This is a genomic window from Fibrobacter sp. UWB1 (assembly GCF_002210325.1).
Taxonomy (GTDB): Bacteria; Fibrobacterota; Fibrobacteria; order Fibrobacterales; family Fibrobacteraceae; genus Fibrobacter.
Genome location: NZ_MWQL01000002.1, coordinates 100,756 through 117,117 on the forward strand (window position 1 = coordinate 100,756; position 16,362 = coordinate 117,117).

The following is a 16,362-nucleotide window of genomic DNA, read 5'->3' on the forward strand; positions in this document are numbered from 1 at the left end:
ATAAATCTACTTCTTTTTACTCTTTTTGGGTTTCGTTTTTTTAGCCTTCGTTTTTACGGAGGCTTTTTTCTTTGTTGTAGATTTTTTGGAAGCCTTTTTCTTTCCCTTGACGTTTTTCGTCTGCTCGGCGGCTGGCTCGGGTTCAGCCATTTCTTCAGAAGAAATTTCTGCAGGATTGGTTCCTGCAGAGGCTGCCGCCGGCTCGTTTTCTGCGGAAGCCGCCGCTGGCTGTGCCGTCTCTACAGGCTGCACAGGTTCTGCGGCTTTAGTAGAATCGACAACTTGTTCGGGGACGGGGGCGACGCTATCTGCTATAGCGGACGTGGTTTCGCTATCATCGCTGCCATCGTCGAAAGGTTCTTCTTGTACAGCGGATTCGTCCCTCTTTTCGATTCGGTCGTGGGGGTTGTAAATTTTGTCACGAGTAATTTCGAAACCGATGGATAGGCGGGCGCCGAATTTGCCTGCCGAAATGCGAAAGTTTTGGTCGCTATGTTCGTAGGACTTGAGCACGGAGGCGTATTCGTAGTTGACTTCGACGCCGATTCGGTAGGGAAGTATGACGCCGAGGCCTCCGGCGACAAAGAAGTCGAAGGGGCGTTCCCACCAGTTGCCGTTAGCTGTGATGAGGGGGAGAACGCCTACACGGCCCACGGCATAAGGTGAAAAGAAGGCGTCGGTATTGATGCGGCCGAAAGCGAAGGTTCCCCATACGGGAATAGAGGCGGGGACAATCTTGGTGTGATCCTCTTTTAGCGGACTCTTGTAGCCTGCGCCGAAACCGTAACGAATGGGACTAAATTCAGCGGCGAAGTTCATTTCGAGTCCGGCAGAGAACTGCTTTTCGCTGTCCCAGTCCCTTTCGGATTTTACGCTTTTCTGGTGGGTGACGATAGATGCGTTGCTGGGAGCATAGCCGTTGAAAAAGGGCCTGAGTTCCATGGCAAAAATATTGCCGATTAGGCAAGAAATGCAAACGAGTATGAATTTCCTCAAAATAACCCCGTGAATCAAGAAATTTGTAGCAAAATATAAAAAAAATTCTAAATTTTTTGTAGGAAAGGCCCCTCTAAAAAAGACCATGTTAGGAGAACATTGATGATTCGTGCATATATTGCATTGTGCATTTTGTTTGCTTTTAGTTATGCGCAGGCTGTACAAGTTTCCATAGAAGATAATGGCGGTGTTTACCTTCTTTCTACAAAAGGGACTAGGGATTATTCTGCCGGCGATACCATTCAACTCAGAGCGTCTACCAAAGATGGCTATGCCTTCGATGAATGGAAAATGGATAATGGTGGTAATTGCGTTATTGACGACGTTCATTCCATGTCGACCTTTGCCACGGCGTACGAAGGTGGCTATTGCCGTTTTAGACCTTACGCCAAAGAACAAAACTATTTTTATACACTGACTCCTGGAGCAAGTTCCCCTACTACGCTGGACTTTAAAAAAAATTCGACCACGACGAATGGTGTTTATGGGGTCCGGGTAAAAATCGAGCAGGGGGCCAAGAGGGTGGCTCTTGCCATTTCGAACTATACTCAAAAAGAAAGCGTGTATAAAAGCCACTCAGGTTTTGATGGCTATATGAGCTCGGGTGGAAATTTCTCAAATGGTCGACTCAATTTTTATAGTGATGAGTACGGCTCTACTCCTTATGATTACTATATCGCTATTCCCGAAAATAACATTGATAGCGAAGACAAAACGGCTACGGTTCAGGCGTTTTTAGCCTATTATTTGTCAACTAAAGTGGAGGGCGGCGGTTCTGTTAAACTGGGTCCCTCTGGAAGTGTCCTTATTGAAGGCGATACGCAAACTGTTTCCGCCACTCCGAATAAAGGCTACCGCTTTGGCCACTGGAAAACGACCGGCGGCTGCTCTGTTGACGATGAAAATTCTGCCACGGCTACCATTACCATGGGAGCAAACGATTGCGTTGTCACGGCGGTGTTCAATACGGGCGAAGTCTTTGAACTTTCTTCGACGCCGAGGTCTTTCAACTTGGCCAAACATGCTTTCTTGGTAGACGGCAATTATGATTTGCGTACCGTATTCAAGGCCCCGGCAACCGGCACCTATGTGATTCATGTAAAGACCAATAGAAGTATCAAGTACATTGACAATGGACAAAGTTCCTCATTTAACGCGACCACGGTAAAGACGCTTGCTAGTAATGGACAAATCTCCTTGAGCATGAGTGCGGGAAAGTCCAACTATATCTTGTTCCGCCAACTGGAAGACTACGGCACAGATGATGTTGAACTGGTGGTGAAGCGAAAATATGCTTTACGCTATGATGTTTATGGCTCAGGAAGCTATAGCACGAAGAATTGCGACCCCGATTCTTCTTACACGATTACTGCGGGATCTGTGTATGGAAAGATGTTTGACAAATGGAACGTGGTGTCGGGTACCTGCGAAATAGACAATGAGAACCTTGTGACTGCAAAGGTTCAACTTTCTACGGATTGCTCTGTCAGGGCACAATTTAAAGAGGCTCCCATTCTGCCCATTACCGAAACCCCCGTCACCTACAAGTTTAGTGTCGATGGCTATGCCAGCGGTTCCAATTACAGAATAAATACGGGATTTGTCCCGACAGATTCCGGTACCTACAGGCTCACGATTAAACCGGCTCTCTCGACTTCTTTTTATTTGTATGATGATGGCTCCGACAAAACGTTCCCTTCTACAACTAGTAAAAGTTATAGTGGAACTACGACCAAACAGGTTTTCTTGGGAAACGTCGATACAGACGGCCGGTACCTTCTTTTTAGCACTGGTGCCTCGCAATCCTTAACGCTCAACGTCGACCGTACTTACCATATAGAGCTTGTTGGTGACGAAGGTGTTTCTGCCAAGTTTGAAAACGGTTCTTCCCACGACACGACGCACATTAATGGCGAAACCATACAAATCTCCGCCACTGCATCTAGCGGAAAGAGGTTTTCGTACATGAAGGTGACTTCGGGTAACTGCACCTTGAGCGACACCGCTGCCCAGAATGCAAAAGTGACTGTCGATGGAGATTGTAAAATAACCGTATTCTCAGAAGATGAGGGTGGTGTTTATCCGATTTCTACAACGTCTTCGAAATTCAACTATGCCATTCACCGTTCTGAAATCGGTTCAAGTTTTGGCATCAGGACCGTGTTTACGGCGCCTGAAGACGGCGGGTACACTCTTTTTGTAAAAAGTAGCCTGTCGAACAATGTTTGGGCTTACGACGAAACCTTTACCACAAGGAGTAGCCTCTCGTCCAATGCGTTTAGCGCCACTGAAGGTGAAAAATATTATTTCTACTTGCAAAGCACCAGTTCTTCCTATTCTCCGGACAAGAACGACACTCTCTCGGTATGGGTTGTCAAAAACGTAAACGTGAGCTCTGCAGTTTCGGGAGCGGGAACCGTTAAAGTCAATGGTAAATTGGGTTCCAGCGACGACAAATTTGCCGGAGATTCCATTTCGATTGTGGCGACTGCGGACGATGGGTCGCGTTTTGACCATTGGGAAAAAGTTTCTGGTTCCTGTACGATTCGCGATACGGCAAAGGTTAGCACCTTTGTGGCGCTCGCCGGGGATTGCAAGGTAAAGGCATTCTTTGTAGAAGGCAAAGTTTTTGAAATTAGCGAAACTCCCAAATGGTTCAATTTCCTTAAAGACGGTGTCATGCGCGACGGTTATATGGGTATACAGACTTATTTCGATGTTCCGACTGCGGGAACCTATAAGTTTGTTACGTATTCTAACACGACCAATTATTATCGTTACCTTTATTCCGATGAAACTTTTGAAGGGGGGACCTACAAGTCTTCTAATGTTGATGCCATTGCGGAGGCCGGTAAGCATTATTATGTGTTCCGTGATTATCACAATGTCTCGCAGGTCACGTTTGCCGATTCCATATTGATTTCGGTGAAACGTACTTACCGGGTTCATATAGATACCCTGGGAAAAGGCGATGTCACAATCAATGGCTATTACCGTTATGACGATTCTACGGCTGCTGCGGGGGATACCCTTCGGCTTGTTGCCACTCCATACACTGGTTATAAGTTCAAAAAGTGGGATATTGTTTCGGGTTCTTGTACCTTGTCCGATAAGGCGTCGGCTGTGACTACAGTCACGGTCAAGGGAGACTGCAATCTTGAAGCCCACTTTGTTGCAGGTGAAATTTATAGCGTTACCGATACGCCCAAGGAATATACCTTCAAAGACAATTATTACAGTGGCTCAGCAACTAATGGCGTTCGTTTCCGTTTCGTTGCGCCGGATGACGGTAAGTTTGGTATTGTGGTAAAACGTAAAAATCAAGCTAACTATGTTACATATTACAAGTGCGCTAATGCGGGCTGCACAAGTACCTCTGCTTCCAGAAGTGTGTATACCGCTTATATAGACTCTGTAACCGTTTCAAAGGGCGACTCGGTAAACTTCAAAGTGGTGCCCTACAGTGTCGCTATTGCCAACGGGGATACTATTTCGGTCCATTATGTAGATTTGAATGAAAAACGCCTTGTCATAAAACTCCTGGCTGATTCCTTGGGGACAGTTACTCCCAGCGCGGGCTATACAGATGTGATTTCTGGCATGGACTACAGTATTGACGCTGCGGCGACTCGCTTTGGTTACCGATTTGATCAATGGAGTGTGAAGTCCGGTAATGCGACTATTGCGAATAAAGATACTTGCCATACATTTGTCAGCACGACCAACGATGCCACCGTTCAAGCTCACTTTAGAAAAGGTGATATCTATGAAATTGACAAAACGGTAAAGTCTTTTGTTTTTAGCACTGACTACTATTCCGATTCTGTTTACCGCAAAAAATATGAAGTGGCGTTGAAATGGACTCCTCCCGATACGGGAACCTTTATCTTGGATATTGAATCCCCGCAGGCAAGCGTGTATGTGTACGCTTTTGGCAGTAGTTCCACATTCAGGTCTTATAATACCTATAAGAGTTTTAGTAATAAGTACAGCTTCCCTGTTACCGTAAAAAATAAGGGTGAAACACTGTATTGGACCGTTGCTCCCAATAGCTCCAGCTATTTTAACAATTCATTTACGGCGACTATACGGGGCTCGGTATCCCTGAAGGTTGTCGCTGGCAGCAATGGATCTATATCGAGTTATTCGGAAATAAAAATTGGTGCAGGTCAAGATACTACCGTTACCGCCTATGGAAATATGGGCTATCTCTTTGACGAGTGGCGAGTGGTTTCGGGCGGTGCGTCTATAAAGAACCCGACTTCACGCTCTACCAAGGTGACTGTCAACAAGGATGCTGTTATTGAAGCCACGTTCCGTAAAGGTTCCATTCAAGATATCGGTTATGACGAAAGTGAGTTTATATTCTATAAGGACAAGTATACCGACAACAGCAGATTCAACAACTATGTATTCATGACCTGGACCGCTCCTGATTCTGGTGTGTACTTTGTTGATTTCGATATTTCGGGATACAGCTATCTCTATAGTTTTGATACGGATTCTTCGTTCTCGAGATATTCTTCGAAGTATTACTATTCCGGCAAGAACGGCTTCGCTTTCACGGGTGCTTCGGGTATTCCGCAGTATTGGGCCTTGGGACCTTATTATGCTAGCGACAGTTCTGGATCCAGTAAAGTAAAAATAAGCAGGGGGTATGAACTTTCCGTTAATGTTGATGCTTCTATGGGAACGATTAATACGGATAGCAAGATTGCTCTGCATAAAGGACGCGATACAACCATTACGGCCAGCAGCAAGGTGGGGTATTTCTTTGACGAGTGGAGTAAAGTTTCTGGTAGTGTGACGATTGGCGCTTCAACCCAGCGTTCGACAAAGGTATCTATCGAAAGTGATGCTACGGTAAAAGCGAAGTTCCATAAGGGACCTGTTCAGAAAATTGGAACAACAGCAAAGACCTTTACCTTTAATAAGGACGCTTTTACGGACCATTCGAGCCATCTGTATGATGTCGCCTTGACATGGACCGCTCCGGATTCCGGCTGGTATTACCTGGATATTGAAAGCCCCGATAGTAACATTACCCGTGGCTACCTTTGGAACTATGGTACGGATTCTACCTTTAGAGGTTCCTATAGTACCTACACCTTGCCTGTCACATACCTGTTCCAGGGGGCAGCCGGGGTGCCCCAGTATTGGTCTTTCCAACGGTATTATTCTGCGGATTCCAGTAAACGCATTACGGTGAAAATCGTAAAGTCCGCTCAAATCATGGTTGTCTCGGATGGTCATGGAACGGTGACGCCCACAACTCCGAAACCTGCAAGTCCGACGAGCACGGTAAGCATTACCGCAACATCGGATTTCGGATACAAGTTCAAGGAGTGGGCTGTTACGTCTGGCACCCCGGATATCGGAGATACCAAGAGCGCAAACACCACGGTAAAATCTGCGGACAATGCCACCGTCAAGGCTACCTTTAACAAGGGTACTATACACACCATAGGCGCCACCTCCAAGGACTTTGTCTTTGCTAAAGACTACTATACCGACACCACCGGGTTCAAAAACCAGGTGTTCATGTCTTGGACCGCGCCTGATACCAACTGGTACTTTATAGAAATCTCTGCCGATTCTGGTGTTAATCTTAATTTATACAGCTACGGAACCGACTTGAAAAATAGGACCGGCCGTTTGAAAAAAGTGAACGGGAAAAGCATTTTGTCCTTCCAGGGAACAAAGGGTGCGGTGCATTACTGGTCGCTTGGTCCCGTGCTCGCTCGCGATAGCCTTGCGGAATTTTCTGCAAAGATTGCCGTTCCGTACGTGCTTACAGTCGAGTCCGGCGATCACGGTACGTCACATCCCAACGGGGCCATCGTTTTGCCTTCGGGCGGCGACACTACCGTCATGGCCATTCCGTACGGCGGATATGTTTTCAGCAAATGGACCGTAACCAAGGGAAATGTGACCATCGCAAACCCCACAAGTGAAAAAACGAAAGTAACCCCCATCGATACAACTTGTTCCATAAAGGCAAATTATGTAGTGGACCTGACCACCGTTCCGAAAGTCGACATTCAAGGAATCAACACGGCCGACCATCCTAAAATTTGCAGCATCGTTTCCGTGGTGGATTCCAACAGCGGAAAGTCGATTTTCGATTTGGATTCTTCTGATTTCGTTTTATTCGAAGACGGGAAATCTCTCCCCGCAACTGTCACAAGCCCGAAAAATGTGATGGGCGTATCTGTCGTATTTGTTGTTGACGAAAGCGGCTCCATCGGTGCCATTCAAGATGCGGCCAGAGAATATGTAACCCGTTTTGTGAACGAAATGGAGGAGTTCGATAGGGTTGCCATTATCGGCTACGTAGATACCGTTCGAGTGGTGCAGGGCTACACGGCCGATAAGGACAGCCTCTTAGGTGCCGTGAAACGGCTAAAGTTTACCGGGGCGTACGAAGACATCGCCCTCGGTGCCTACACAGGTGTGGAACTCGGGGCCGATTTAGGCGGACCCAAGGCAATCATCGTATTTTCGGACGGTAGATCCGACCATAAAAAATACACAGCCTCTACCGTTGTAGAACTTGCCGAGAAATATGCGACTTCCATCTATACTATCGCGTTCAAAAAAAGCGCAGAATATTCCACCTCGCATTCCAACTACGGCTTCGACATCTTGCAGGACATGTCCGCAGGAACGGGAGGCCGCTATTACGAAACGGCGGGCATTACGGAAACGAGGGAAATCCTTGCCCAAATCCGTCATGACATGCAAACCCGTTACACGGTATGCTACACGACGCCGGATACGATAATCGATGGCGACATTCACCATGTTAAAATCGGCGTCAGCTATCGCGGCAAAAAGGCTTCCGATACGGCGAGCTGGCGAGAGGATTTCTTGCCGCCTAAGGTGACTTTGACTAAGGCGACCGCGGGCCTTGTGGGCAAGGAACTTAAATCGGATTCCTTGAATATCGGCGTTCTCGTTTCGTCTAGAATCTCCATGAAATCCGTGAAGGCTTTTGTCCGCACGCATGGAGATACGTTGTCAACATATAAGCAACTTACCATGAGAAAAGTGAAGGATAGCACTTGGACGGTCACGGTTCCTGAAGATTATCTGGTTTCTCCGGGTGTTGATTTTTATGTGACGGCGACGGATTCCCTGGGGCGTGATGCAAGCACACCTTCTGTTGTTTCCCCGGAAAGAAATCCGTACACCATTTATGTCAAGAACCTTAAATCCAGCATAGCGCTTTTGACAGAAGGCTGTGTGGATACGCTTCAAACCGAGGTGAAGTTGAGCTTCGAGGTACGCGACATTGAAGGTGTCAGCTCGGCAAAGCTTTTGTATAGAAATAGCGACAAGGTGCCTTTCGATACTTTGCCTATGGTGCGCCGCAGCAGAACCAGCGATTACTGGGACGTGATGGTGCCCTCAAAGGCGTTTGGCAGAAGCGGACTGCAAATCAATGCCGAGGCGTGGGATGTTCTGGGCGAAAAGACCACTTGGCTTACCACAGAGAGGGTCTTGATTGAGGGCTGCGAAGCTCCGGCCGCTCCAGATGAAAGGGACCGTATCAAAATCGTAAATGCGGATTCTGCCGGAAAGTCTATCAAAAGATCGACGAAAAAGATCAGGTTGACTCTAGAAAGCCAAGATTATACGCGGGGAAAGGATACTCTGAAGGTTTCGCTTTCTTGTCTCTCTTCTGGCGATATTGAAAGCGACCTGAAGGTTGCCGAAAAGAAGCCCGGCTATTACGAGATTACAAAGGACATCGAGAAAAATGAATATGCGCCGAAACGCGGTGACGGAAAGATTTCTTGCGATGCTACGGATACCCTTGTAGCGGAATTCAAGGATCCTGTGTACAAGACCATCGCCCGCAAGAGCGTCGTGGTGTCCGATGACATCGAAATCGCTTACCGTTTCTTGAAAAAGAAAGGCGGGGCGGATTTGGATTCTGCAGAAACCACCGACAGCGTGGCGTTTGTACTCCGCGTTACGGCCGAAAGCAAGTCGATGTATGACCGCGATACGATCAAGGTCATTCTGTTCACTGATACCGGCGATACCATTAAGCTTAAGGCTGTAGAAACCGATGTGTATTCTTCGGAATTTGAAGTGAAATCGGCGTTCTACTATGTCGAAGACAAGAAGGAACTGAAAAGTAAGCGCCTCGATGCTGTTTTCGACTACAAGAGTTCCGATAACCGCATCAAGATTTATGCCGAGGTCGATGGCGACGAGTCTTCGTTAAAGTCCCGCGACTCGCTGATTGTCTATTCCGATTATTCTGCCGCAGACTATGCCGAAATTTACGACAGCGACAAGGATGGCCGCGCCGATTCCGTTCGCATCCACTTTATCGAGCGTCTTTCCGAAAATATCGTAAGCATCGATACGGTCTTTTGGAATGCTGCCGGAAAGACGTGGAAAAAGGCGTCCAAGAGCAAAATGCACTTGAGTGAAGATTTCCACTGGGTGGAATCCATTATCAAGGACCCGTTCGATTACGGCGTGACCTTTGCCGATAAGGACAAGACCCCTTACTTGCGCATGACAAAGACTGCTGCCGACCGCCCGCAAAAGGTGGAACTCCGGGATAAAATTGGCCCGGTTCCCGTGAAGGCGGAAAAGCACCCTGGCCGTGTCCCGACTGTGGAATACATTGAGGATTCTTACGGCATTCCGCCCGACACCTTGTTCGTAGAAATGTCCGAACCGATTTCCACCAAGGAAAAGAAGGAACCTTGGAAAAACTTGTTCCGCTATTCCGCTCGCTGCTCCGATACGGCGAGCATGGCACTGCGCGTTCAAGGTGAACCGAAGGTTAGCGAATCTGGCAAGGAATGGACGATTGTCCTTAAGGACAACAACTTGCTGGTGGACAACTGCATTCGCACAAACCCCGCCTCGGGTTATGTTGACCCTCAAAAGAATGCCGTTGGAATTGGAGGCGTGTCGGTGGGCGGCCAGAACAGCGATATTTACCTTTACGAGGTGTCTTCCAATATTCGCCTTTTAAAGAAAGATAAGAAACCGAAGTGGATACCCCCTGAAGAAGAGGAATGGGAACCTGTTCCTGATTCCTTGCAGACGATCCGCATTTCGTCTATTGCCCCGTACAAGGCCCGCGTCATTATTTACGATAACTATTCCAATGTGGTAACATCGTTTAACCAAACATTCACCAAGGAAGAAATGGAAATGGATTCCCGCGGTAATGAAAACGACCATTCCAAGCTAGGATTCCTCTATTGGAACGAGCGCAGCTCCGAAGGTCGCAAGGTGGGTGACGGCGTGTACATCTGGAGAATCGACTTCAAGTTTAACGATGGTCACAAGGAATATCGACTGCTCAAGACCGGCGTGAAACGCCACAAGTAAATCGAACGGAACCGATTCGTCTGACGAAAATCGAGACGAGGTTCTTTACCCAAAGGCCCTGCGGGCCTTTTTTATGATACGGGGTGTATCATTTACGCATAAAATGCGTTTTAATGTTTGTCTAAAATGCTAAAAACGTGTAAAATTCTTTAACTTTGTATCATTTAACTATTGACAAGGCAATTTTCACGAAATATATTTATGAATATGAAACCGATAGTTGAATATCAAGATTATCGCATCTTCATGAGCGACTATTACGAGGAACGCAAAAGAAGTTCCGCTTTTTCGTGGCGTGAATTTGCAAAAATTGCGGGGTTTACTTCGCCCTCGTACCTGAAGCTGGTATGCGAAGGCAAGAGTAGCTTGAGCCGCGTGACCATGGAGCGTGTGGCGGTTGCCATGGGGCTTGTGGGCTACGAGGTGGACTACTTTAAGGCGATGGTGAATTTTGGCAATGCCAAGAAAGACGTTGCCAAAAGGCGCTACTTTGACGAAATGCATGCGATTGCAAGTGCGCACAAGGTTCGCGTTATTGACAAGGCGGCATTCGAATTTTATGACAGCTGGAAAAATCCGGTGATTCGTGAACTTGCTCCCATGATGCCGGGTGCCATGCCGGGCGAAATCGCAAAGATGTGCAACCAAGATATTTCTGCCTATGAAGTTCGCAAGTCCCTGATTTTCTTGGAACGCACCGGGCTCCTTAAAAAGGTTGGCGAAGAAACTTACGAACAAACTGAAAAGTCGGTGAAGGGCTCAAAAGAGGGGCTCCCCATTGCGATTCGTTCAATGCATCGCGAAATGGGACGGCTTGCCGTCGATTCGCTTGAAAAATTCGATTCCAGCGAACGCAACGTGACTGGTATTACGATGGGCTTGAATCGCGAAGCCTACGAAAAGATTGTTGATGAACTTGATGATTGCCGCAAGAAAATCGTGGCGATTGCTGCGGAGTGTGGCGAACTGGATCAAGTTTATAGGTTAAATTTACAACTGTTCCCCCTGACCAAGCAAGTCAAGGGCACCAAGGAGAATTAATATGAATCAGAAACTTTATATGGCCAGTGCGGGTGTGTTCGCGCTTGCAATGCTCGCTTGCTCGGAATCTGTAGATTCTCCGGTTTCGGGAACAGCCGAAGAACCGAACGTGTTGATGGCGGATAACGACTTGCCGTCGAGCAGCTCGATAGTAGAACTATCTAGTTTTTCTGTAGATACGCCTAATTCTTCTGCAGATGTACCTAACTCGTCTGCAGAAGTGCCGACAATTTCGTCGAGTTCAGAAATCCCGGTGTCTTCAAGTTCAAGTGAACCTTCTTGGTTGTACTCGAGCGCTTATATCCCGCCTGTCTTGTGCAAGATCGGTGGCTTTGGTTGTGCTGTTTCCTATAGTGGTGATTTGTGGAGTCCTGAAACTTATTATGGGAAAGATGAACCTGATGATGATGTGAAAACAAGCTCGTTTGCCGAAGATAAATCTCAGTTCGGAATAAATGCGGGAAAATGGTTCCTGGATATAGATACTGCTGATGGCGGAAAGTCAACTATCCAATGGGCGGCTCCTGTTGGTGTTGAAGGGGATTCGACCTCGATTCTGCCTGTGGTAGAAGAATGTGGTGAACGTGGAGTTTGTGGTACATTTAAGTTGGATAGAGGCGACTTGAGTTATGATCCGTTTGTGCGGGTTGGATTCAATGTGGCAGGCTTTGATTCCAATGGGGTTGCCCTTACAGCAGATGTTTCGAATTGGACCGGAATTTGCTTGATGTATGAAGCTTCTCAATCTGCGATTCTTGTGCTAGATGTCGGTGATTCGCTTGATCAGGTTTTGAAGTATGACTTGCCCAATGTGCCTTTAGCGAGGTCCGAAGCCGGTTCTGTTAAATGTTTTGAATGGAGTAAGTTCAAACGTGCTGGTTGGGGTCCCTCTGTCGAAGGGTGGGATGATGATGTTGCCGGTGAAATGGCTGCACGTCACCTGTCGAAGGTTTATATTCAATTTCAAGAAAGGAACGGAACTGAAGGCAAATTCCACATTTTCGCGGTAGGCACGAACCTAGATTAAGACAAATATCCATAACACCAAAGTCGTACTTTTCCTAGATTAAATTGCTCAAATGAGCAATTTGTCTTGGAAAAATTTGCTATATTTGGGCGGCTATGGAATATGGTGTTTATGGAAGTACTTGGTGGAGCAAGAAGTGGCTAGACCGCTTGCTTGCGGGTGCTTCTGAACGCGATATCGATTACGCCTTTAAGTATGTGGGGCGCGGCCAGGTTCAGCCGTTTACGGTGAACGATAACCGCGTCATGGCCGAGGTCAAGGGCCCGAATGGGGGCTTGCACAATGTGTACCTCGTGTTCCCCAAGTTCGACAAGGAACGTGGCGAAGCCTTCGTGGGGCTTTTAAAGCAGCAACCGGTCGAACTCATGGCGCTTTCGAATGGCGCACTCAATCCTTCCATCGAACTGATTTTATCGAAATGCGGGCTTTCGCTGTTCGAGGGCTTTGACCAGGTGAACATGAATTGCGACTGCAAGGACGCCTTGCCTTGCCGCTACGTGATTTGCGTGTTCCTGAAACTTGCTGAAATGGCGTCGGCCGACCCGTTCCTGTTGTTCAGGCTGCATGGGCTTGATATTGCCTACCTCAAGGATTACAAGCCCGAAGAACCGGTAGAATCGGATGTGCCGCGCGAATCGACCTTGGTACGCATTTTGCCGGTGAACAACCGGGTGGCAGCCCCGCGCGTGCCCATGTTCAAGTTCGAGGAATGGCGCGACTATTCGCATGTGTTGCCGGCCATGCTCAAGAACTTCCCGGATTTTTGCCCGGCAGGGAACTTTAAGAAGAGCTTTGTCGACGAACTTGCCCGCTGCCGCGAATTCTACAACCACTTCGAAAATTTTGGCCAGTTCGCGCAGGATTTTGGAATTTACCATGCCCGAACCTTCTTGATGGAACAGGAGCGCCTGCAGTTGATTCACGCGCGCCCTTGGCAGTGGACTTTTGACCAGATGGTCGAAGAGAATGTGGTTGCCTCGGGGCTTTCGGTTGAAAACGTGATGGGCGCCCTTTGCCGCCTGAATCAGGATTGCGTTTGGCATAACCACGTGACCGTCCGCTTTTTGCACCAGCTTTTGCAGGTGGCGTATTACCTGGTGCGCTGCGGTGCGATATACCCGCAGGTGTTCTGGCTGAATAACGTGACTGCACAGGTGCGCTGGCTACCGGCAGAGATGTTGCCCGATGTGCTTGCGATTGTGGCTGAACTCGAAAAGTCCGTGCCCGATGATTTTGCGTTTACCGTTCGCGAAGAATCGCGCGAGGAAAATTCTCGCGAAGAAAAATCTCGTGAAGAAAAATCTCGTGAAGATCTGGATGCCGCGGCCGAGCATATTCTGTCGGTGTTTATCGGCAAGTTGTTGCGATTTGCCCGCACCGCCCAAAGCTACAAGAAGGGGCCGCACGAAAACTTGCTCGGATTCTTTTTCGATTGCAAGTCGGGGCGCCTTGCCGCGAACGGCCTCAAGATTCCCTCCAAGATTCAGGCGTGGTTCTCGGTCTATAATTCGCTGGAATTCAACCACAAGATTGTATTTGTCTGCTCGGAGCTTGGTAAAGAAATTGCGCTGAATGTCTTTATTGAAGATGCTTCGGGCCGCGTGCCGCTTGCGCAGCTGTTCCGCGATAGCGATCCGAGGCTCTTGTCGCTCTTGAATGTGCTAAACTGCATGGCCGAAATCTTTAAGCCCATGAAGGCCTACCTTGAAAACCATGCGACAGAGCCTGTGGTAATGCATGGTGCCGAACTCAAGGAATTCGTGAATTACACGGTCAAGAAGTCCGAAGTCTTTGGAATCGTGACCGAAATTCCGCGTTCGCTTTTGGAACGTACGCGCCCGAAGACCCAGATGAAGCTGAAGGGTGGCCTTGGAATCGGGGCGTTTACCGCAGGCGACTTGCTGGACTTTGACTGGGAAGTGGCGCTTGGTGAAGACAAGATTTCGGCCGAAGAATTCTTGAAACTTGCCCGCGATGCCGAAGGGCTTCTCAAGTTCAAGGACCGCTACATTGAATTCAATAAAGACGATTTGGATTTGTTGCAACAGCGCCTGGACGAACGCGAAAAAGAAAAGGCGAAAAAACAGAAAGCGGACGCTTCTGACGATGTCGCAGTCATCGATGACGCCGAGAATGCAGAATCGGCCGAGACGACCGAACAGTTTATTCCGTCTACAGCCAAACTGGTGCAGGCGTGCCTTACCGGCAAATGCGACGATATTACGGTCGACATGACCGATGGCCTGAAGGACCAGTTTGACGCCTGGCGCAGCGAAACGAACTGCTCGCTGCCCGAAAATTTGAACGCGACGCTCCGCCCGTATCAGGAACGCGGTTATTCCTGGATGTACAAGAACCTGCAAATGGGTTTTGGCTGCATTCTGGCCGACGACATGGGCTTGGGTAAGACGCTGCAGGTGATTGCATTCTTGCTCAAGCTAAAGCAAGAGGGGCGCCTTGACGAGGGCCGCGCGCTTGTAGTGGTTCCGGCGGGCCTTTTGCTGAACTGGCAGATGGAAATCAAGAAGTTTGCGCCCGAGCTCACTGTATTTGCATACCATGGTGCAAGCCGCAAGCTTGAAAAGTTCGATGCCGACTTGCTGATTACCACGTATTCGACATGTCGTCTCGATTTTAAAAAGCTGGAAAAGCTGAATTGGCAAGTGGTGGTGATTGACGAAGCGCAGAACATCAAGAATGCGGACAGCGAACAGAGCCGTCGCATTCGCGCGTTCCGTGCGCCCATGAAGATTGCCATGAGCGGAACACCGGTCGAAAACCGCCTCATGGAATTCTGGACGATTATGGACTTTTGCAACCGTGGCTTTTTGCCTTCGGCAAATGAATTCCGCGACAAGTTCGAAACGCCGATCCAGAAGAATGCGAACCAGGCGGTGGCCGAGCATTTTAAGAAGATTACGGCGCCCTTTATGCTGCGCCGCATGAAGACGGATAAATCTATCATTAGCGACTTGCCCGATAAAATCCAGCAGAACGAATACGCCGAACTCACGCGCACGCAGGCCGCCCTGTACAAACGTACGCTCGACGAATTCATGAAGCAGTTGGAACTTTTGGCCGAGGGCGCTTCGCTCGATATCAATGACGATGTGCTTGCGGCCGCCGCCGGCAATTCTCTGGATGTCGGAGAAGGTTCGAATGGACCGAATCTCTTCAAGCGCAAGGGACTCATTCTGCAAATGATTCTCGCGCTCAAGCAGATTTGCAACCACCCGCGCACGTATTTGAAGGCGGGGGAGGCCCGCGTCGAAGATTCCGGCAAGCTTGGCATGTTGCTCGATTTGCTCAAGTCCATCGAAGAATCCGGCGAAAAGACCATCATCTTTACGCAATTCCGCGAAATGGGCGAACTCCTGCAAGAAACGCTCGACCGCGAACTCATGATCAAGGCGGATTTCTATCACGGCGGTTGCACGCAGAACCAGCGCAACGAAATGGTGCGCAAGTTCCAGGAAGACCCGGAAGTCAAGGTGCTAATCTTGTCGCTGAAGGCGGCTGGAACCGGCCTGAATCTGACTGCCGCCTCGCAGGTGATTCATTACGACTTGTGGTGGAATCCGGCGATTGAGGCGCAGGCAACCGACCGCGCCTTCCGTATCGGGCAGACCAAGAATGTTCAGGTGCACCGCTTTATTACCAAGGGTACCTTCGAAGAAAAAATCGACGCCTTGTTGCAGGCAAAGAAGGCTGTCGCCGATATGACCGTGAATGCCGGCGAAACCTGGCTTGCGAACATGGACGACAAGCAACTCACCGAAATATTCAATCTCGACTAGCCGGGTTTGCGTGGCAACCACGCAAAAAAATCCGGTCCTATGCAGGACCGGATTTCGCTGCTTTTCCAAGCAGCTCCCGGCGAGACACTCCAACCTGCCGGGATCCACACCAGACTTTTTTTTACGACGGATTTT

The 16,362-nt window shown here is 48.6% G+C and carries 5 protein-coding genes; 4 read left to right on the top strand and 1 reads right to left on the bottom strand.

The genetic code is table 11. The features are described from left to right. Positions 1-6: 6 nt before the first annotated feature. On the bottom strand, positions 7-996 hold the full coding sequence (locus B7988_RS01990; RefSeq protein WP_170930512.1) for a hypothetical protein: 990 nt from the start codon (positions 994-996) through the stop codon (positions 7-9). A 102-nt stretch (positions 997-1,098) separates the two neighbouring features. Here B7988_RS01990 and B7988_RS01995 point away from each other — a divergent pair, with 102 nt between their 5' ends. From B7988_RS01995 to B7988_RS02010, 4 genes are all read left to right on the top strand, one after another. Then, positions 1,099-10,362 (top strand): VWA domain-containing protein, encoded by a 9,264-nt coding sequence (locus B7988_RS01995; protein WP_088656643.1) that lies wholly within the window; start codon positions 1,099-1,101, stop codon positions 10,360-10,362. Positions 10,363-10,569: 207 nt separating this feature from the next. Then, a complete protein-coding gene (locus B7988_RS02000) occupies positions 10,570-11,403 on the top strand; it encodes a TIGR02147 family protein (RefSeq protein ID WP_088656792.1) in 834 nt (277 codons plus the stop codon). A gap of 1 nt (position 11,404) precedes the next feature. Next, positions 11,405-12,430, top strand: coding sequence for a hypothetical protein (locus B7988_RS02005; RefSeq protein WP_088656644.1), 1,026 nt, complete (start codon positions 11,405-11,407; stop codon positions 12,428-12,430). A 95-nt stretch (positions 12,431-12,525) separates the two neighbouring features. After that, positions 12,526-16,227, top strand: a complete 3,702-nt coding sequence (locus tag B7988_RS02010; protein WP_088656645.1) for an SNF2-related protein — start codon at positions 12,526-12,528, stop codon at positions 16,225-16,227. Positions 16,228-16,362 lie beyond the last annotated feature (135 nt).